This is a genomic window from Gimesia aquarii, from assembly GCF_007748175.1.
GTDB classification, from domain to species: Bacteria; Planctomycetota; Planctomycetia; order Planctomycetales; family Planctomycetaceae; genus Gimesia; species Gimesia aquarii_A.
The window spans coordinates 5511314-5532168 of sequence record NZ_CP037422.1 but is presented as its reverse complement, the minus strand read 5'-3'; the positions used below and the strand labels follow the sequence as shown (position 1 = coordinate 5532168).

15 protein-coding genes are annotated in these 20855 nt (G+C 44.7%); 9 read left to right on the top strand and 6 right to left on the bottom strand.

Going from position 1 to position 20855, the window contains the following annotated elements; genetic code table 11:
* Positions 1–124 precede the first annotated feature (124 nt).
* The 7 genes from V202x_RS20985 (at position 125) to V202x_RS20955 (ending at position 10924) form a co-directional block, all read left to right on the top strand.
* Positions 125–3655 carry a PSD1 and planctomycete cytochrome C domain-containing protein gene (locus V202x_RS20985; RefSeq protein ID WP_197993014.1) on the top strand — a complete coding sequence of 1177 codons (3531 nt, stop codon included), beginning with the start codon at positions 125–127 and terminating at the stop codon, positions 3653–3655.
* Between the two features lie 45 nt (positions 3656–3700).
* Positions 3701–5194 (top strand): DUF1501 domain-containing protein, encoded by a 1494-nt coding sequence (locus tag V202x_RS20980; protein WP_145178809.1) that lies wholly within the window; start codon positions 3701–3703, stop codon positions 5192–5194.
* Between the two features lie 117 nt (positions 5195–5311).
* Positions 5312–6634, top strand: a complete 1323-nt coding sequence (locus V202x_RS20975) for an MFS transporter (RefSeq protein WP_145178808.1) — start codon at positions 5312–5314, stop codon at positions 6632–6634.
* Positions 6635–6892: 258 nt separating this feature from the next.
* Positions 6893–7855 (top strand): GntR family transcriptional regulator, encoded by a 963-nt coding sequence (locus V202x_RS20970; RefSeq protein ID WP_197993013.1) that lies wholly within the window; start codon positions 6893–6895, stop codon positions 7853–7855.
* A 72-nt stretch (positions 7856–7927) separates the two neighbouring features.
* The gene (locus tag V202x_RS20965; protein WP_145178806.1) at positions 7928–8848 is read left to right on the top strand and encodes an amidohydrolase family protein; all 921 of its coding nucleotides are present in this window, start codon (positions 7928–7930) and stop codon (positions 8846–8848) included.
* A gap of 10 nt (positions 8849–8858) precedes the next feature.
* Positions 8859–9977 (top strand): mandelate racemase/muconate lactonizing enzyme family protein, encoded by a 1119-nt coding sequence (locus tag V202x_RS20960; RefSeq protein WP_145178805.1) that lies wholly within the window; start codon positions 8859–8861, stop codon positions 9975–9977.
* Positions 9978–10006: 29 nt separating this feature from the next.
* Positions 10007–10924, top strand: a complete 918-nt coding sequence (locus tag V202x_RS20955) for a dihydrodipicolinate synthase family protein (protein ID WP_145178804.1) — start codon at positions 10007–10009, stop codon at positions 10922–10924.
* A 6-nt stretch (positions 10925–10930) separates the two neighbouring features.
* Here the strand turns inward: V202x_RS20955 and V202x_RS20950 are convergent, their stop codons facing one another.
* The 4 genes from V202x_RS20950 to V202x_RS20935 all read right to left on the bottom strand — a co-directional run bounded on the left by V202x_RS20950 (position 10931) and on the right by V202x_RS20935 (position 15248).
* Complete coding sequence (locus V202x_RS20950) at positions 10931–11848, bottom strand: acetamidase/formamidase family protein (protein ID WP_145178803.1); 918 nt, start codon at positions 11846–11848, stop codon at positions 10931–10933.
* 21 nt (positions 11849–11869) lie between these two features.
* The gene (locus V202x_RS20945) at positions 11870–13486 is read right to left on the bottom strand and encodes a N,N-dimethylformamidase beta subunit family domain-containing protein (RefSeq protein WP_145178802.1); all 1617 of its coding nucleotides are present in this window, start codon (positions 13484–13486) and stop codon (positions 11870–11872) included.
* Between the two features lie 269 nt (positions 13487–13755).
* The gene (locus V202x_RS20940; protein ID WP_145178801.1) at positions 13756–14187 is read right to left on the bottom strand and encodes a hypothetical protein; all 432 of its coding nucleotides are present in this window, start codon (positions 14185–14187) and stop codon (positions 13756–13758) included.
* A 71-nt stretch (positions 14188–14258) separates the two neighbouring features.
* Positions 14259–15248, bottom strand: coding sequence for a DUF1559 domain-containing protein (locus V202x_RS20935; RefSeq protein ID WP_144985684.1), 990 nt, complete (start codon positions 15246–15248; stop codon positions 14259–14261).
* A 322-nt stretch (positions 15249–15570) separates the two neighbouring features.
* On the opposite strand from V202x_RS20935, the gene V202x_RS20930 reads away from it, so the two are divergent.
* On the top strand, positions 15571–16488 hold the full coding sequence (locus V202x_RS20930; RefSeq protein ID WP_145178800.1) for a GntR family transcriptional regulator: 918 nt from the start codon (positions 15571–15573) through the stop codon (positions 16486–16488).
* Between the two features lie 91 nt (positions 16489–16579).
* On the opposite strand, the gene V202x_RS27605 is transcribed toward V202x_RS20930, so the two are convergent.
* A complete protein-coding gene (locus tag V202x_RS27605; protein WP_197993012.1) occupies positions 16580–18769 on the bottom strand; it encodes a GDSL-type esterase/lipase family protein in 2190 nt (729 codons plus the stop codon).
* Between the two features lie 290 nt (positions 18770–19059).
* Entirely contained in the window at positions 19060–19851 is a 792-nt protein-coding gene (gene map, locus V202x_RS20920) for a type I methionyl aminopeptidase (protein ID WP_144985682.1), read from the bottom strand.
* A gap of 202 nt (positions 19852–20053) precedes the next feature.
* Here map and rlmB point away from each other — a divergent pair, with 202 nt between their 5' ends.
* Positions 20054–20839 (top strand): 23S rRNA (guanosine(2251)-2'-O)-methyltransferase RlmB, encoded by a 786-nt coding sequence (rlmB, locus tag V202x_RS20915; protein ID WP_145178799.1) that lies wholly within the window; start codon positions 20054–20056, stop codon positions 20837–20839.
* Positions 20840–20855 lie beyond the last annotated feature (16 nt).

Here is a 20855-nt window from a genome sequence, read left to right as displayed (position 1 = left end):
ACCTTATTACTGATTTGGGAAATCAAAGGCTTCCCTATTGACGATCCTGGTAATTAAATGTACGTTGTGAATAAAAGACACTCACTCGCTACAACCTGATCATAAAATGATGAGGAGTTGTCCTATGAAGTGGCAATTTGCCAAAACGATGGTTGGATGGATTTCACTGACGGGCCTTCCGCTTTACGCACAAACAGCGCCTCCCGTTGTTGATTATAAAGCACAAATCAAGCCATTACTGCAAGCACATTGCTTCGCATGTCATGGAACTCTGAAACAAGAATCAAACCTGAGGCTGGATTCCGGAAATCACATGCTGAAAGGGGGAGAGATTGGCCCTGCTCTCGTCGCCGGTAATTCGAAAGAAAGCCTGCTGTATCAAGTTCTCACCGATGATGCTGACTTCGAAATGCCCCCCAAAGGTCAGGGGCGAAAATTAAAACCAGACGAAGTGAACTTAATCAAACGCTGGATAGAACAAGGTGCAAAATTTCCTGATAACGATCGGCCAGAAGCAGACCCCGCTGATCATTGGGCTTTTCAACAGATCAAACGCCCCTCCATTCCCACAGTGCAGACAAAAGTAATTAATCCCATTGACGCATTTGTTGCTTATCAACAGGAACACGCGGGATTAATTCCCCAACCCGAGACAGACAAAGCGACACTTCTAAGAAGAGTCTATCTCGATTTAATCGGCCTGCCTCCCACTCCTGAGGAACTGCACGCGTTTTTGAACGACTCCAGTCCAAATGCTTTCCAGAGAGTCGTAGAAGACTTACTCAAACGCCCGCAGTATGGTGAACGTTGGGGGCGACATTGGATGGATGTCTGGCGGTATAGCGACTGGTATGGACGCCGAGGTGCGAAAGATATGACCAACAGTTATTCGCTGACCTGGCGTTGGCGCGATTGGATAATCCGTTCTCTCAATGAGGACAAAGGCTACGATCGCATGGTTATGGAAATGCTTGCCGCTGATGAGATTGCTCCCAACGATTTGGAAAATCTAGTCGCCACTGGTTTTATCGTTCGGAATTTCTATCGCTGGAATTACCACACATGGCTTAAAGACAATGTAGAACATACCAGCAAAGCGTTTCTCGGTCTCACCATGAATTGCTGTGAATGTCACGACCATAAATATGACCCCATCGGTCAGGAAGAATATTTCTCGTTCCGTTCATTTTTCGAACCGATTGACCTCAGACATGATCGCGTTCCCGGTGAAGCCGATCCTGGCGAATTTCCTGAATATAAATTAGGTGTCAGAAATGGGCCTGTCCGAACCGGAATGGTCCGCATCTATGACAAAAAGCTGGATGCAAAAGCGAAATTTTACACCGGAGGTCTCGAACAGAATCTCGTCAAAGACAAACCTCCTGCTGAAGCTGCGGCGATCAAGTTTTTAAAGGGTGACCAACTTCAGTTTGGTAAGGTTGATCTTCCTGTCACTGCCTGGTACCCCGGTCTGAAACCCTTTGTAATCAAAGAAGAGACTCAAAAGAGAGAATCAGACTATCAAGCCGCACTGAAAGCCTGGGAACAACAGAAATCCCATTTGGAGCAATCGCTAAAAAAACAGGAAGCATTACTGGCAAAAACGATTTTAAATCTGACAGTAAAACAGAAAGCTGAAATTTCACAAGCCAATTCAAAACAACCTCGTTTAATCAATCGCCAGGCACTCCGACTGAAAGCGACTCAGGGGCGTCGTACGCTCTCACACGAAATGTCGGGTTGGAAATCATTTGACACAGAAACACTGGTTCGATTTCAACTCAAAATTCTGTCAGACAGTTTAGTGAATTTCCAATTGTCGAATGATTTGTCCGCAGGCAGAACAAACTTGTATGTTGCCTTTCACGCCGGCAAGATTATCACGTTTGCACCAGGAACAACCAGCAAAGCAGAAATCGGTTCTTACAAAACGGATTCAGGTAAATTACATTTTCAAATCAATATTCTCCTGCAACCTGAAAAAGACATTGCCGAGCTAACAATCACTCAAATCGCTGATTCCAAAGTCATCGTCGATCATAAACCTATTGCTTTGAATGGTTGGAATCCCATTGGTGCAAAAAACCGAGGAATTTTCCTGGATGCCCACCCTGGAAGTGTTGCCGAATTTGACGACATTGTCTTTATGCAAAATGGCTCTGAAGAGATCCAGCGCTTTGACTTTGAGTTTCCCAATTATCGCCAGGGTGAAGACATTCCTGGAATTGAAAACTGGCAGGCGACTCGGTTCAGTAGTGCCCCGGCAACTTCGCAGGTCGTGTTACACAAACCATTAACAGAAGCAGAGCAAAAGTTACAACAAGAGATCAAAGCCGCTACTGAGAAACGTGATCTGGCAAAATTGAAACGGGACGTGATCCAATTCAAAATGAAGGCAGCCCGTGATGCCAAACAGGAATACGCTGCACGCGTTCAAGCCGCGAAAGCACGCTATATCGATCAAACAAAGAATTTTGAATCGCTGGAACAGGCCGCCAGTCAGGCTGAACGTCAAGCAAACCTGAGTCGATCTGAATCTAAGCTGAAATCAGCTAAGCTTGCTCTGCTGGAAGCAAAACAGCTACCATCAGAAGACAAAGCACGTGCCAAGAAAATTCAAGCCGCTGAAAAACAGCTTTCACAATCTCAAGGAGAACTGAAAACTGCCCAAAAAGCTGTTAAGGAAACAACGACAACCTATTCAAAGTTAAGTCCGCAGTATCCCAAACAAAGCACTGGAAAACGAACAGCACTCGCGCAGTGGATTGTCGATCGCAATAATCCATTAACTGCAAGAGTTGCCGTGAATCACATCTGGATGCGGCACTTTGGACAACCGATTGTCAAATCAGTGTATAATTTTGGCCGAAGTGGAGCTAAACCAACACATCCGGCACTCCTTGATTGGCTCGCAGTGGAATTGATGGACCACCAATGGAGTATGAAACATCTTCACCGTCAGATCGTCCTCAGCAAAACCTATCAGCGTAGTTCGCGAGGCGTTGATCCACAACATGTGAATCATAGTAAAGACCGTGATAATCAACTACTCTGGAAATTCCCCACGAACCGTATGGAAGCGGAAGTAATTCGCGATAGTCTTTTTTATCTCGCCAAAGACTTAGACCCGAAAATGTTTGGGCAGGAGCTTGAACAAGATCAAGGATTAATTACTAACCGAAGAAGTATTTACTACTCTCATCATGGCGAGGCAAAAATGGAATTCCTGGAACTGTTTGATGCAGCCAGCGCCACCGACTGCTATGAACGCAAAAGCAGTATCATGCCACAACAGGCACTTGCCTTAACAAACAGTCAACTTTCTGTTCAAAAAGGACGACAGATAGCAAACCAGTTATGGTCACAGGTTGTTGGCCTGAACAAAACTCGTGAGCAAAAGAACCAGGCCTTTATACAAAGCGCATTTGAGCTGATCCTCACTCGACCTGCCAGCGATAAAGAGCAAATCGCAGCAACAAAATTCCTCTCTGGTCAAGAACGACTCTTCTCACAAGCGAAAACGAAACCAGCTCCTCAAACGAAAAAACAAATAAAGAACGATTTTAATCAACCAGCCACAGAACCAGAAGTTCGAGCAAGAGAAAGTTTCGTCCAGGCATTATTCAGCCATAATGATTTTGTCACCATCCGATAATAGATTTAGAATTCATCTGCGTTCAAATATAGCAGGATAGATCTCATGAAATATCGCCCTACCACGAATTTCCCTCAATGTAATCAGATTCATCGCCGTAGTTTTTTAGCAGATCTTGGCTTCGGCGCAACAGGTATGGCACTGAGCACACTCTTAGGCCAGGAGAATCTAACACAAGCTGCCGGTACGCAAAGTAGTGACCCAACAAAAGGCCCTCATTTTACACCAAAGGCAAAATCAGTCATTTGGGTCTTTCTCTCCGGTGGCTATAGTCAGATGGAAACATTTGACCCCAAACCGGAATTGAATAAGTACGGAGGAAAAACGTTTTCCGATACCATTTATCCCGATCCTTTCAAAGACCCTCGTTATAGGGAACGGGCACGGTCTGTGGTTATGGTCAAACGCGAACATTCCAAGATCATGCCCATGCAAGTGGGTTTTAAAAAGCATGGCGAGTCGGGAATTGAAATCACCGACTGGTGGCCACACCTCGCGACCTGCGTTGACGATATCTCGTTTGTACGATCGATGTACACAACAGACAACGATCATGCCGCCGAATTCCAGATTCATCATGGTCGACATAAACTTGATCAAAAACAACCGGTAGTGGGCTCCTGGCTAAGCTACGGCTTAGGTAGTCTCAATAAAAATCTACCTGAATATGTGTTTTTGGGTTCTTATACTGACTCTCGAGTGAAAGAAAACTTCAATCCGAACTACCTCGGTCCGAAATACATGGGCGTGGAACTTTCATTGGATCCTAAAAATCCGCTCCCATTTGGTGCGAGGCCGAAAACAATTTTAGAGCAGGAACAGGCAAATCAATACGCGTTTATCAATGAACTCAATCAGCTTTCTGCGGTGGAATATCCCAGCGATGAAAAATTGCGTGCCCGTATTAATTCCTATGAATTAGCATACCGCATGCAATCTTCCGTTCCTGAAGTTCTCGATATGACAGAAGAAACCAAAGAGACTCAAAGTCTGTATGGCATTGATGATAAAGAAACGGCAGTTTACGGGCGTCGCCTGCTGGCTGCACGTCGCTTGGCAGAACGCGGTGTACGTTACACCCAGGTCTATTTAAGTGGATATGGTGAATGGGACTCCCATCAAAAGTTGAAAGAGAATCATACCCGTTCCTGTAAACGCGTCGATAAACCAATCGCCGGACTATTGAAAGATTTGAAACGTCGTGGAATGTGGGATGATACTGTTGTTGTCTTCTGTACCGAATTTGGTCGTACTCCTGCAGTCGAAGTACGTGGTAGCAGTACGAAGATGCCCAGTGGTCGCGATCACCACCCGCATGGTTTCACAGTCTGGTTCGCTGGTGCAGGAATTAAGCAGGGACACGTACACGGCGCGACAGATGAATTAGGTTTTCATGCCGTCGAATCGCCACATTATGTGACAGACATCCATGCAACTCTCTATCGTTTACTGGGACTCGATCAACATAGGTTAGATATCCCCGGTCGCAAACGACTGGAAATCGATTATGGAAAACCAATTCTGGATATTATCACGTAACCATTACTGTCAATGAATATGGTTATTTAACGCACATCATTTCAATTCGTCTCTTTGATTGAGTTTCATTCTGAGGCTAAATATTGTTCCGATCATCTTAGGCAGGAATCATCGTAGATGAATCCGCTTTCTGAAAACCAGAATACTTCGAAATCAGCCTCAACTCACACGCGTTATGTGGTCCTGGCTGCATTAAGTTTAGGGTTTGTTCTCGCATACTTGCCTAGAGCCGGCCTTGCCCCACTTGCCAGTACTATTAAAAAAGATTTGTCCTTTGACGATCTGCAAATGGGCCGTATTTTAGCAGTCTTTTTTGCAGGTTACTTTTTGTTTCAAATTCCAGGCGGATTGTTAGGACAAAAACTGGGAAACCGTATAGCGCTCCCGCTCTTGCACCTGCTTGCCGCATTTGCAAATCTCTTGACTGCAGTTGCGTATTCGTTTGGCTTAATCTGGATCTCAAGACTCATTCTGGGTCTTGCTCAGGCAGGCATGGTCCCCTGTACTGCTCAAGTGATCAAAAACTGGATACCAGAATCCCAACGTGGCATCGCCAGCTCTCTCATGGGAAGCTTCATGTCAGTTGGCAGTATTATTGCTACGGGATTAACCGCTTCTCTCGTAGTCCCCTTTGGCTGGAGATTTCCATTAATTCTCTTCAGCATATTTTCACTCTGCTGGGTGATTCTTTTTTTTCTGTTCTTTCGAGACCAGCCTGAAGATCACCCATATACCAATTCTGAAGAAGTCAATTTAATCGGAAATCAAAACAAAGATAAAAAGAATGATACCAAGCAAGAAGCACAGATTAATAAAAGCTCTCTGACTTATCAGATGATTTCTAATCGAAATATCTGGCTGTTTTGTTTGCAATTGGCTTTTCGTGGTTTTGGTTATGCTTTTTTTATTACCTGGTTTCCTTCCTATTTGCAAAATTCCAGTGGGGCCTCTGTTCAGGAAGCAGGCTTGCTTGCCATGTTGCCATTAATAGGAGTGGTCCTGGGCACTTTGACAGGAGGAAAATTAATTGACCTGATCTATAGTCGGACTGGTAACAAATATTTTAGTCGATCACTTGTCGGTGTTTTCTCGCATCTGATATGCGCCATCTGCATTCTGGGAGCAGCCTGGGCAGAACCGTTTTCCGCCGTTTATCTAATTTCGTGTGGCACGTTTCTTTCCGGAGTAGGTAATCCTTCTACATGGGTTACTGCAATGGATCTGGGAGGCAAGCATACTTCAGTAGTAATCGCGGTCGGGAACATGCTGGGCAGTGTGGGGACTTATGTGTCACCAATCGTCGTCGCTAATCTCTTCACATACATTAAAGAAATGAATACTCCTAACTGGAATCTGACTCTTTATTTATTTGCAGGAATCTACCTGGCAGCAACCCTCTGCTGGGCTTTCATTAATCCGAATCAAAGTGTATCAGATTAAATGACTTTTTTGCAATCAGAGGTCAATTTGTCTGAACAACCACTTTCAACGGGTCACCAGAAAGTAAAAAAGAATAGAGACTGGAAAACCATATAATAACAGTTGACACAACAAGTGTTTTTTATAAACTAAATACACTAAATCTATTTTAATAAAACTAATTTTCAACTACTTTTTAATATCCCTATGATTCATCCCATTGTTCAATGGCATAAAAACACAACAACCTCATCTCAATCTAAAATAAGATACAATTACATGATCCGCCTCAAACTATCTGACTGGACCGACAGAAAGCAGGAACCAGAGACCGAAGAATCCGAGGACTTATTGAATCCGGATCGTGGGCCGTTAACAACTCGCGTCTACAACTATTTGTTCTCTCAGCTTCTTCACGATCAAATTGCCATCGGTGACACTCTTGTTCCATTTAAGATTGCACGTGAGTTGAATATTTCACGCACCACCGTGCGGCAGGCGATCAATCTTCTCGCTGAAGAGGGCTGGGTCACAACAAGTGACAATGGTCGTATCACAGCTGTTAAACAACCGAAAACGAAACATCCGGAAAATGTATCCGCGTCAGACTTTAATCGAGAAACAGAAACAGAAGCCACTTACCGCAGGATCTTTGAAAAGCTATTGAATGGTGAATTCCTTTTAGGACAAAACGTAAGTGCGCAAGAAATTTCCAATGATCTCAACGCCAGCCTTGGAACAGTTCGTCAGGCACTGGACTGGCTTTGTGCACGGGGCCTTTTTATTCGCGTTCCCAGACGAGGCTGGCAAGTTGTTGATGCGACTCCCGAGGAAATCGTCGATATTTATCGGCTTCGTCTCTTACTTGAATCAGAGGTCATCGATCGAGTGGTTATCAAAGCCAACGATCTTGAACTTGAAAATCTGGTCAAGGACTGTAAACGCATCATTGAACAATTTGACGATCTCAACGATTCAGATCGAAGGCAGATCGATTACACCTTTCATCGGACCCTGCTGGAACTTTCTGAAAGTTCTGTTCTTCTGGAAACGATTGATCCCTTAATCATGAAGATGGCGTTATTTGGCGTCTACCAGGAATTGCCCCCAAAAACATCTTTAAAAGGAATGAAAGAACATCTGGCAATTGCCCGAGTGTTGCAAAATCGAGATGTGGAATTAGCCCGCGAACGAATGCGGGCACATCTACTTCGCGCCAAAACACAATATGAAACGGAATAAGCCTCACAATTAAAGTCGAAATCTTTAGTTTCTTGTTATTGAAAATACAGTTTCTGCTTGGATGAAATACGCATGCTAATTGATACACATACCAATTTAATGTGGTACCCAGATCATCTGTCTGATGAATTCGTTGAATTTGCCTGGGCGGCCAAAAAAGCAAAAATGAAGAATTCGGCCGATGTCTATTTTGCCGGTTCTGAAACTGATCAGCAGAATGCCTTTGATTCAACACCGGATGCGTTACTTGAAGCGACCCAAAATTGTACGAAAGTCATCGTGTTTGGAATCAAAGCCCCCTTTTGTGGCATCAACTGCGATCAGGAATTGATTGCTCAGTTTGCAAAAGAGCATTCCGACCGCTTTGTCGCTTGGTGTTCTGTTGACCCGAATGACGCCGACTGTGTTGATCAGCTGACGCACTACGTCCAGAATTTGGGCATGAAAGGTCTGAAAGTCTCTCCCATTTATCAGAACTGGAACCCACAAGATCCCAAGCATCTGCCTTTATTCAAAAAAGCGGAAGAACTGAATATACCAATTAATATTCATCAGGGGACTTCGTTCGTTCGTCCCGGGCCTTTAAAGTATTCAAACCCGATTCAATTAGAAGACATCGCCGTCGCCTGCCCGGATCTCAGGATGATCATTTCGCATATGGGACATCCCTGGGAAACTGAATGTGTCGTCCTGATCCGCAAACATCCCAACCTATACTCGAATGTGTCGGCGCTTCACTATCGACCGCTCAGACACTACCAGGCCTTTATGACTGCGCTCGAATATGGTGTCGAAGACAAATTGATTTACGGCTCTGATTTCCCTTCTGCGACTCCCGAACAGGTGATCTCCGGATTAAACAAAGTCAATCAAGTGGTGGAAGGAACTGCATTTCCCAAGTTCCCCCAGGAAGTGATTGACCGCATTATTTATGAAAACTGGAAACAGGTTCTCTCTCCACAAGAGTTGGGACTGAAAACAGCGACGACTTGAAGAGCCTACTATGAAAATCACCAGGATCCAAGCCATTCCGATCAAAGTGCCTTTAAAGCCTTTTCTAACAACTAAAACGGCACATGGAGAACACGCCGATTCTCCCTATGTCATCGTTCGCGTTTTCACGGATGAAGGGTTGATTGGGCTAGGGGAAGCAACACTCGCACCACGCTGGAGTGGGGAGACCAGTGAAAGCTGTCTGGCAGCGATAAACCAACTCATTGCTCCTGCCTTAATAGGTGAAGATCCACTCAATCTCAATGTTGCAGTTCAAAAAATGGATCATACCATTAAGCTTAACCCGTTTACAAAAGCTGCGATCGAAATGGCACTGTGGGATCTGTTAGGTAAGGCAGCCGGTCAGCCCATCTATCAACTCCTTGGAGGCAAAGTACGCAATTCGATACCCGTCAAAACCGTGATCGGTGCCTTTTCACCTGAAAAGGTAATCAAGTTAACCCAGTATTTTCTAGATCAGGGATTTACGAGTTTAAAAGTCAAGGTTGGCCTTGATCTAGAAAATGATCTGGAACGTCTCGACACCGTCCGAAAAACCATTGGGCCTGCGATAAGTATGGGTATCGATGCCAACTGTGGCTGGGATTTCAACACTGCCTGCACAGCATTATCAAGAATGGAACCGTTTCAGTTATCGTTTTGCGAACAACCAATTCAGATAGGTCAGCATGACGCATGGAACGAATTGAGAAAGTTGACCGCGATTCCTTTGATGGCTGACGAAAGTGTATTTACTGTTACAGATGCCTGGGAAATTTGTCGCCAACGTTCTGCTGATATTCTCAGTGTTTACCCTGGAAAAAACGGAGGAATTTCTCGAACCGTCGCGATTTGTCATCTGGCTGAGGCAGCCGGGCTCACCTGCTCGATTGGTAGTAATCTGGAATTGGGGATTGGCAGCGCAGCCATGTTACAAGTCGCTGCCTCGATGAAAGTGATCGATAGCGAGCGATTTCCCGCTGACTGCCTGGGACCTTTATTCCATGAAGCAGATCTAATTCAACAACCTCTGTCTCTCGGACCAGTTACTGCGGAATTGCCTACCGCCCCCGGTCTGGGAGTTGAGTTAGATGAAGACCAGTTACAGCAGTGGCGCACCGATAGCTAACTCCTCTTTGAAACAATAAAGGTAATCTCATGTCGCAGTTGATTTCTGGCTCTGATTTAAGAACCGTTCACGCAGTCCCACTCACACCCTATGATCAATCAGATAAGATCAATTTCGATCTTTATGAGCACCATATTAATAAAATGTATGCAGCTGGTATTCGCGTTTTTTTGCCCGCAGCCGGTACTAGTGAATTTCACAGTCTCTCTCATTCAGAAATCGTGGACATCGTGGAAGCCACCTGTCGTGCAACAGGCCCAGACGCGTTCATCCTGGCCCCCATCAGTGGCGCCATCGGAGATGCAATTCAACTAGCAAAAGAGGCTATGAAACGTGGTGCTGCCGGTCTTATGGTGATGCCTTTACCGCATCCGTACCTGTGTGACGAAGGAGCCTCCGACTACTACCTGCGTCTCATCGACTCAACACGTGCTGCTACTGTGATCTACAAAACGCGAGAGATTCCCAGTGATAAGCTACTATTGAAATTGGCCGTTAACCCCTACATTTGCGGAGTGAAATATGCGGTGAATCACATGGATCAGTTTCAATCTATTGTGGAGCGGAGTTCTGGTGACTGTGAATGGCTCTGTGGTTCTGCAGAACGATTTGCCCCCTATTATATGTTGGCTGGCGCGACAGGTTTCACTTCCGGTGCCGTCAATCTCTGCCCTCGTTTAGTACTCGCTTTATATACCGCACTAGCCGGTCAGAATTTTGAAGAAGCAATGACACTGCAACGGATCATTCTGCCGATTGAACAATATCGAGCGCGCAATGGTGAGAGTTTTAGTATCAGCATGTTAAAATATGCAATGCACATCGCCGGAAAAGACTTTGGCCCTGCTCGTGCTCCTCAACGTCAATTAACAAATCTGGAATGCAAAGAGATTGGCAATCTCGTGCGACCGATCCTGGACCGTGAAGAATCAATGATGGTCGTCTGATTGTTCTCAAGGCAGAATTTTTTTAGGAACGAGTACACGCATCGAATAAGGCCCAGCAAGTGACTGTCCCGGCTTAACATCGCTGGCTATGCTCAGAAATTCACGGGCTTCGCTTTTGGTCCATCCCTGCCGTTCTTCGAGCCAGGAAATCATCTCTCGAATAGCCAACCACTGCGCAGATTCCAAAGGGCGATCACAGGCAATGGTGAGTAGTTCCTCATCTGTCTCCGCACGCAACCATTGTTGTTGCTTGGTCCAATTCTTAAGCACTTGCACTGACAATTTCACCTCGGAACGCATCTCAACCGCGCACAGTTCACCATCGCCTTGCCGCGCATGACAGTCTCCTAACGATAATAACGCACCTTCGACTGCCACAGGCAGATAGATTGTACAGCCGGGTCCGATCTCAGGTACATCGAGGTTCCCTCCATGTGTTCCTGTATGATAGGTATAAACCACTTCCTCCTGCGGGGCTGTTCCTATCGTTCCGATGACAGGTGCGACAGGAAGGACCAACTCATGCGTTTTTCCGCCAGCCTGAAATGAGTATTTCACTTTGTCATCAACAATCTTGACCAGACGTGTTACTGGCTCTTCAATCAGATCCTGTAGATGTTGCTCGAACGGCCAATAGCCGTAGTATCCCTGTGTATCACAGGCCATCTCTTGAATCTGAACGGCTAGAGTATCCCCAGGCTCTGCCCCATCCACAAACACAGGCCCGACGACGGGATTACCAGCATACCCCTCTTGGCGCATCTTATGTAACGCATCGGGAGTACATTGTTCGGGTTTCCTGGTTCGACCGCCGCGCGAGTCTTCAGTTTCAATCATAAAGGTTTCGCCGGGACTCACTGATAACACAGGTTCAGCCTGAGCGGAAAAAACAGCCGTTGTATGTTCTCGAAGAATGCGTTTCATGAGTTTCTTCAACTATTAGATTTATGATTCGATAAAATGATCAATCACATTACGTGAGACCTTCGATACATTTTCGTCGACTAGCATTGATGTAATCCAGCAAATCGAGCCGACAGAAAAGACTTCCCCCCCAGAGGGAGTTTGAAAATGGACCATATCAGCGCCACCTTGATCGGGGTTCATTCCTTGCGCCACAAGATGCACATTCGCTGGTGAACTGGGAGATATTTTATCCGTCTCGTGTCCGGAAGCACCTCCCGGAATTCGCATGTGCTGACTTTCCGTCCCAAATAGATCGTTTTGTTTTAAGTTTGTCCCTTGAAAACACCAGTGCTGATCATCGACTACTTTATATGGGGCTCCCGTCATAATGCCGGCAAAGGAGAAAACAACTCCCAACAGGTTGGCTTCAGACTCCTGACGCGCGTGATAGCGACTTTCATACCTGGACTCTGACTCCGGAATCGGTGGATCCATCGCCACTCCGCACCACTTTGTGCAATCGGTATCGTGATGCACGATCCGATGATCATCCAGAAACTCCACTTCACAGTTCAGTCCATTCCCCCCCAGGTAAATCAAACCCCCTCCCGATTCAAAGACCCAGGACTTGAGCCGATCATACATTTGCTTTGACCAGTATTCAGGATGCGATCCCAAAATCAACACCTTATATTGATCGAGCGGAACCTGGTCAAAGTGAAACTGGGTCTCACTATAATAGTCGTAAGCGATCTCTTGTTCTTCCATCCAGCCTAATAAACGCCACTCTGAATGCAGCATCCCACACCCCATGCGGCTGTGAATCGGGTCGCGTAATTGTTCTTCCAGATCAATGTGTAAATACGGCTGCGGACGCTCTAAAGAAAGTGGTGCATACTCATCAAAACAATAGACCCCAAACGAAGGCTGAAGGTAACGTCGTAACTCCTGACGGCTATTCACAACAGGAGTTTGAGGCAGACCTTCCGGATTCAGGTAGTTACTCCGGCCCCCAAAATTATTGTAAGCGTTCCAGGTTAAATCACTGGCAAGAATCGCAACATCTGCTTGTGGTGTTTCGGGAGAAACCACCCAGGGAAACGTAAATACTTTTCCTTCTTGATTACTGAGATGAAACATATACAAGCCCGTTCGATCCGGTGCGGTTACCCTTTGTTTCTGTGTGACCGTTTTATAACCAACGTGATTCCAGTCGACACCGTTCTGGGTATAATCACCATCTGGAGTGATCTGCAGATTTGCTAAAGGAGCATGATCATCAAAAGTACCGATCCGACGGACGTATTCCTTCTTTTTCCCATAACGCCAAAGTTCTAAATAATATTCGGATGTAGAGTGGACTCGAAATTCGGAAGACTCTCCAACACTGACACATCGTGGCCAGGCATAGCCATAGAGTTTTGTAGATAGAAGTCGGAACTGATGCACCTGACCTTCTTGTACCTGAAGCTGGACTCGTTTTGAACAAAAATCATGATGCTGCAAAATCACTTCATAAGTTCCCTCAGACAGATCTGCAATCACAGCCCCGGATGCAGTGGAACGAGTACTGAAATGCTGACCATCCGCCTGAAACTCCACAGCGACATCAAATAAGGCACGGTAATTTTCATCACTGACATATCCAATTAACATTGATTTGATCCTGGCTTCTGGAGTGAACTCGAGGTGTGCGACAATACGGTATAAGAATGGTGGCGAGCAAAAGGAAGGATTTACATTCAAAATCAAATCATAAACAAATCAGCTCTTAATAGAAATCAATATCAACTTCTCATAAGAAAATGTTTGTGAACTGCATCAATCGAAACTTCACATTTATTGAGAACAGACAACTTATAGCCTATGAAAAAAGGATGACTCACTTAGCCATCCTCATCATTTCAAATAGAATTTGATCAAATCTATTTCAGATCAAAATCATGTTTATTTTCTTTACCGGCATTGATTTCGGCATGCAATGTTGACCGTTTATTATACTTGTTCGGAATGATCTGTTTGGTTTCCTTTGCCTTTTTTCCACCAGCACCCACTGTATACTCCTTACCAGTTTCCTCATATGCCAGGATTTTCACCTGGCACTTGCCAACAGGCACACCTCCTTTTGAGTCAATACGATAGTTCCCATCTTTAATCGGTCCCATCGCAGTCGGCCCCTGCTTAGGTATGAAACTAATCTGCCCTTGGGTAATCGGATTTCCGGAAAACGAAACAATGCCAGATGTAATTGCTCTCTCGGGTGCATCATCTACTGAAGAAGCACTACACCCCACTAAGTATGCACTTAATGTCAACAGCATACTGAAAACAACTGACGCTTTCATCAAAGTAGTCACGCTCATACCTCCCTTGATCGACTATGATGATTTGACTTAAAACGATGCGAGTGTCTGGATTGCAAACTAAATTAAAACTCGCCTACTACCTCGCCATCTGCCCGTTGTGACAGGTAATCCAAAGTCAATTGATCAATATTTTCAGATAGAAATCTGACCGCACCATCTGCCAGGAGCACATGGCAGCCCCCAACGTGAATACTTTGTAATGCCGCAGGACGTGCACCACCACAACTACTGCCACTTGTCGTATTCGGACCACGGCATTGTCCCGGGGAACCAGCAAATTGTTCCCAATCGAAATTGATGCCTGCTGTTGATGAGAATCCAAGTTGTGTCCCTACGCCAACCGCCCAGGCTGGTTTTCCGCCTTCGCCATTACTGGGGGCATTATTGGCATGATCAACCCATAGAACTTCTCCCATCGCAATTGTGTTAGACGTACCATCGGTCACATCACGTATTTTTTTCTTTCCATTTTCCAGAAAGATTCCTCCGAGATCTGGTGCGTTTCCCGCTGATCCCAAATAAGTCCAACCAGTCCCTGTTCCTGTGCAAAATACATAATTTGTACCTCCATTATGTTGAGCTGCCTGCCAGGGGCTGGCAAATTTGTAACAGGCTCCTGTAATTTGGACGACTGAATTGGAATCAGTGGGGCAGACCAACGAGGGAATATCCGTATTCATAGCAGCGACATTCACGGAAGGATCAGTTTGTCCAATATCAAAATCATAGAGGTTATAAACATTAGCCTGGTCCATATAAGGCAGTAACATCGTAAGACCGCTGATCGCGGGAACTCCCCAGCCAGAACAACCATTGGGACTACCGGCACCTCTGTTTATTGAAGAAGGTGGGTAAACACTATGTGCCTCATGATAATTATGAATTGCTAATCCTAATTGCTTAAGATTGTTTTTGCAGGTACTACGACGGGCTGCTTCCCTGGCCTGCTGAACAGCCGGTAGAAGTAAAGCAATCAGAATGGCAATGATCGCAATCACGACCAATAATTCAATTAAAGTAAAAGCAGAACGGGGATTTTTTTGAGTTCGCATGGCTGATGTACTCCCAATAACCTGGAAAAGAAAAATAAACGAGCACAGTAGAACAGCTATTTACTGTAGAAGAGTATTAAGATCATAATCGTTTAAAATAATGACTTTTTTATGAATAACATTATTAATAAATCATAGAGACGTACATGTCAATGACTTTTTTATTAATAATATCATTTTGTCATTTTATATTTTCCATAGGTTTCGTTCCACTAAATGCTCTCTATAATTGCAGCAGACAAAATCACTTCGAACAAATGTGTTTCTATGCAGAAGTCAGGTTTGTCTTCCATTCGATTTTGATTTCAAGAGGCGCCAATTCATGTCATCAAATTCTCAACCAACTCTGGTCTCTCGTGTGCATCAGCACTTACTTGCGAAATTAGCCTCAGATGAGCTTTCAAAAGGTACACACTTAAATGCAACCACTCTGGCACGGGAACTGGGTACAAGTCGCACGACCATCAGAAAAGCAATCGACCAGCTTATTCAGGATAAGTGGGTCGAAATTGATGAACGCCGTCACCCTGTTGTGGTCAAAATACCTACAAATGGCGCAGTTCCGACTGATGAGACATTCGAATTTAAAAACCAGACAGAACGCACTTATCGAGAGATTCAGGAAAAGGTACTGCGCGGCGAATACCTTCCGGGTCAGACAGTACGTGCGCAAGATCTCGTCAAAAAATTCAGTGTCAGCTTAATTACGGTTCGACAAGCACTGGACTGGCTCTGCAAAGACGGCATGTTTGTACGCATTCCACGTCGCGGCTGGCAAATTGTTTCACTCACGGTCTCTGAAATTACTGATTTATATCATTGTCGACTATTACTTGAACCGGTCGCTTTAAAAGAGGCCATGAAACATATCACTGATGAAACGATCGATCGATTAGAGGCAGAATGTGATGCTGTGATTGCTGCTAATGGAAATATTTCGCGCTATGAACGTCTTGATAACGACATGCGTTTCCATCGCACGCTGGTCGAAAGTACGGGTAGTCAGACGCTCCTGGAAGTGATTGCACCTCTGATTCGGAAACGGTTTGCCTTTAAAGGTCAATTCAGTTCACAACATCAGCCCCACACTTATGCGATAGAGCACAAATCCATCCTGCAGGCGATTCGAAAACGTGATCTTAAGCTGGCAACCAAATGTTTGACCGCACACATCTCAAGAGCATTAAATACGCATATCGAAACTTACGAAAATGTCCCAAATCAGGAAAATTCGAACTAATGATTTTCAAGCGTAATTGATATCGATGCAGAGAGATTGAAGTCAAAGCAAGCTGCTGTTTTTTTTAGAAACAGAGCAAATCAAGCACGACTCAATCCAGTTGAGATTGCAACCATTGCAACAAAATCGTTTCTGCTTCTGTTTCCTGATCAGGTTTACGATCGACTAGCGTCAAATCCTGCCCGCGGACCAATTGGCGTATTAGCTTGTCAAAGTCAGGATCTGCGTTCTGAGGATCAAAGACGTTCGGATGAAAAACGACACAATCCCAGCCCCCTTTTCCAAAATTCAGGGAATAGTTCATCGTCCAGATATAACTATGTATGAATTTTTCCTTCGAATCTGAAGCTGCTGTGCGCGGAATCGCCAATAAAACCAAATCTGGCTTCTGCGGACGAATCATTGTTTTGGCATCTGCTTCAATTTGCTTGATTGTTTTACTATCTGTCTTCCAGACAGTCATTTGTAATTGAGTCTGAGGCGCAACTTGCTTAACGACTTTCTGGATCATCTCATCCAAGGGAGGCATTGCGACAACACGAATCGGCTGATTTGTTTTCAGTAACGACTTCGTGCGCGGAATCGCGAGTACAGGTGGTTCGACTTCGGTCAGTGAAATCTCTTTCCCCGTAATTGCTTCAGAAATGAATTCCGCTATTTTCTTGTGCCCTGCCATTGTGGGATGAATTTCGTCGCTCATCAGTAATCGCCATGCGAATGGATTTTGATCGCGCAATTGATTCAGTTTTTGATAGCAGTCGCACACAGGTACATTCATTTCATTGCCAACTGCTCTCACAACATCACAATACTCAACCAATTTCTCTGCAGGGCGACTTTGAGTTGTAATTACAGTATTCGGTGTGCAAAGTAGAACTTCTGCTCCTTCAGCACGACACTTGTTAATAATTGATTGTAAATTTTTCCGGTATTGTTCCAATGGAACATGTCTTTTACCACCACTCATGTCATTTAAACCAAACATCACCGTGACGAGGTCAGGTTGATGTTGAAGCACGTCCCGATCAATTCGTGATAAAGCATTGACGGTGGTATGCCCACTGATACCGGCGTTAATCATATGAAGGTTCGCCTCAGGAATCGTTTTTTCTAATGCGATGCCTAACATATCTGTATAAGCACGCCGGCTCCCCGTGTGATAGTAAACCCCGGTGACACTATCTCCAAAACAAACGATTTTTGTCGGTTTTCCGGACTTTAGTTTTTCAATAGTCTTTGGTAGACCCCGTTTCAGAGAGGCGCCACTCTCTTCCTTTTTGAACCAGTCCCTCGGAATGTCAAGCGTCCAGACCTCACTATTGAGAGGTTGTGCATGCCCTCCTGCAATCCAGATTTTATCTTTGAAAACAAACGCGGAAAGCTCGTGGCGTTCTTTCCAGACTTTATTCGTTTTGAGTTTATTCCAATGCTTTCCATCTTTTGAATACCAAGCATCATTTTTATTTTTTGCGGGATGATTAGACCAACCACCAATAACCCACATTCGATCTCGGTAGACCACCGAAGAAAACCACAGCCTTTCGTGCCAGGGAGCCTGCGCTGTTTCCTGTTTCCAATGGATTCCATCTTCAGAACTCCATACATCATTCGTTGCATGATATTTGGGTGTATAATTGCCACCTCCAAATACATAGATCTTCCCATTCAATACAGCAGCCTGATGGTACGCGCGAGGTGACCACCCTGCATCAGCAGTTGCCAGTTTCCAATCTTTGCCATTTGAAGAATACCAAACATCATTTTTTAGACTTTTATCATCACCAAAATAATAATTTTCAATGCCCCCCAGTAACCACATCTTCCCCTTGAATTCCACAATCGCTGCAGCCAGGCGCGGGGTCCATTTAGCTTGCTCGGTCACGAGATCCCAATCTTTGCCATTCACCGATGACCAGACTTGATTTCCTGCAGAATGCCCTTTGAGTCTGCCGTTATACCACCCCCCCATCATCCACATTTTGTCATCAAAGACGATTGACATTGGCAAGTCACTATGAATCCAGGGTGCCTGTTTGGTAACAAGATTCCACTTCTTTCCGTCAGATGAGTTCCATACATCACGAGGTGGTGCTTCATAAGAATTGAACCAGCCACCAAAAATCCACAATTGATCTTTATAGACTAACTCGCCCTGTGAATCACGTGGTTGCCAACCTGCTTTCTCAGTGACTTGAACCCAGTCTAGAGTTTTCTCTTCTGCAAAAACAGAAATTGTCATCGAAAAAATGACACCCGCTATCAACATCGTAAGTCGCATCATGTTGACTCCAAATCTCGCTTTTTTTTGTTCAAGCAACATCAAGAAACGGCTAGCACATTGTTATCATCAACGAAAAAGAATTATGATCTTAAGATACTATATGTTCTTAAGAAACTGCAATAGCCTGCAGCAAAATGAAAAGAGCAAAAGCGATTTATTACTCTAGAGTGAAGTGCCACATTTCATACTGTGAGTACAACAAGCGTTATTTAATGCATGAAAAGCAAGATGCGACCTGAATTTCAGAACAAAACAAGAATTGTTCTGAAAATGAAAACCAATTGTGCCTATCAGAATTGATGACCGGGTTGAGGCCCTTCTTTCGTTAAAGTCAAGATTTCAGGACCATCTTCAGTCATTAGAATTGTGTGTTCAAACTGCGCTGATAATTTATTATCTTTCGTGCGGACGGTCCATCCATCACTACGGTCTTCTACGGTTTTCCAGGTGCCGGCATTTAGCATCGGCTCGATCGTAAAGCACATCCCAGGAAGCAGGATATCTCGCTCTGATGCCGAGGTGGGATAATGTGGAATCCCGGGATCAGTATGAAATTCTCGACCGATCCCATGACCTTGATATTGACGTACGACACCATAACCCAACCCTGTCGCATAGCCATAGATCGCTTCCCCAATTTCAACGACACTGGATGAAGGTCGAATGGTATTAATGGCCAGAAACAGTGAGTCAAACGTCACTTGTACCAGCTTTCGCGCATCTTCGGAGACCTCTCCTACCAGAAATGTCTCCGATTGATCACCATACCAACCACCGACAATACTAGTGATATCGACGTTAACAATATCACCTTCTTTCAGAACAGTCTCATCTGGAATGCCATGGCAGACGACTTCATTAATACTGATACAGCAGCTTTTGGGATACCCCATATATCCCAGTGTTGCCGGAACATGACCATGAGACACTGTATATTCATGAACGACTTCATTAATTTCATCAGTGGTAACACCCGGCTTGACAAAAGGGCGTAAATGGTCCATCAATTTCGCGTTAAATTGGGATGCGATTCTGAGTCGTTCCCACTCGTATGGTTTATATATAATTGGATTTCCAGACAAAATAACCGCCTCTGTATTATTTTCAGTAAAAAACTGCTAGTAACTTATTATAGCATAACGAGGGTTACTTGATTCGATAATATGAAATTGCGATCTTCAACAAGGATCGATTTTCCTCTCGAAAGCATTATAAAATTGATTTTCAGAATTTGATAAGTCACCAGTTGCCTTCATAGAATAGTCAAAACGAAATAGAATTCCTATGGTCGGAAAGCAATCTAGATCAAAGAAAAAAAAGCCCCTTCTCGGAAACCATCAAAAGTGTTGGATTTGGGGTCGGAACGCCGTCATGGAAACATTATCCGCGGGTTTCTGGCCAATGTGGGAACTGCATCTGTCAGACCAGTTGGAATCAGACGTGATTGCTCAGGCAGAACATCTTGCGAATCGATTATCAGTTCCTGTCTCGATCACTTCGACCGATGCAATCACACAAAAATGCCGGACTAGTGATCATCAGGGAATGATTGCAAAGATGTCACCTTTTCCGTACGCCTCTACTCAGGATCTGTTCCAGAAACAAACCAAATCCCCCTTATATTTAGTTCTGGATCGAATTCAAGATCCCTATAATTTTGGTGCGATGATTAGATCAGCCGAAGTTTTAGGAACACACGGCATTTTTGTAGGAACCGATGAACAATGTGAAGTCACCAGTCTCGTCTGCCGTACTTCGGTCGGTGCCCTGAACCGCATCCCGATTGCTCAAACTCCCGACCTGGTTCAATTATGTCATGACTTGAAAAATAAAGGAGTTTGTGTAGTGGGCACAACAATGCACGCTCAACAATCGCTTTCAGAATATGATTTTCAGCAGCCGACCGCTGTCATTGTGGGAAACGAAGGTACCGGAATTCAGGCTGCACTTCTGGAAAAATGTTCCCACCTCGTGCGCATTCCACAACAGGGAAAAACGGAGTCGCTCAATGTAGCGGTCTCTGCTGGAATACTGCTTTACGAGGCTAATCGACAGCGCCACTTCAGTTGATGTATCGTACTTTTTT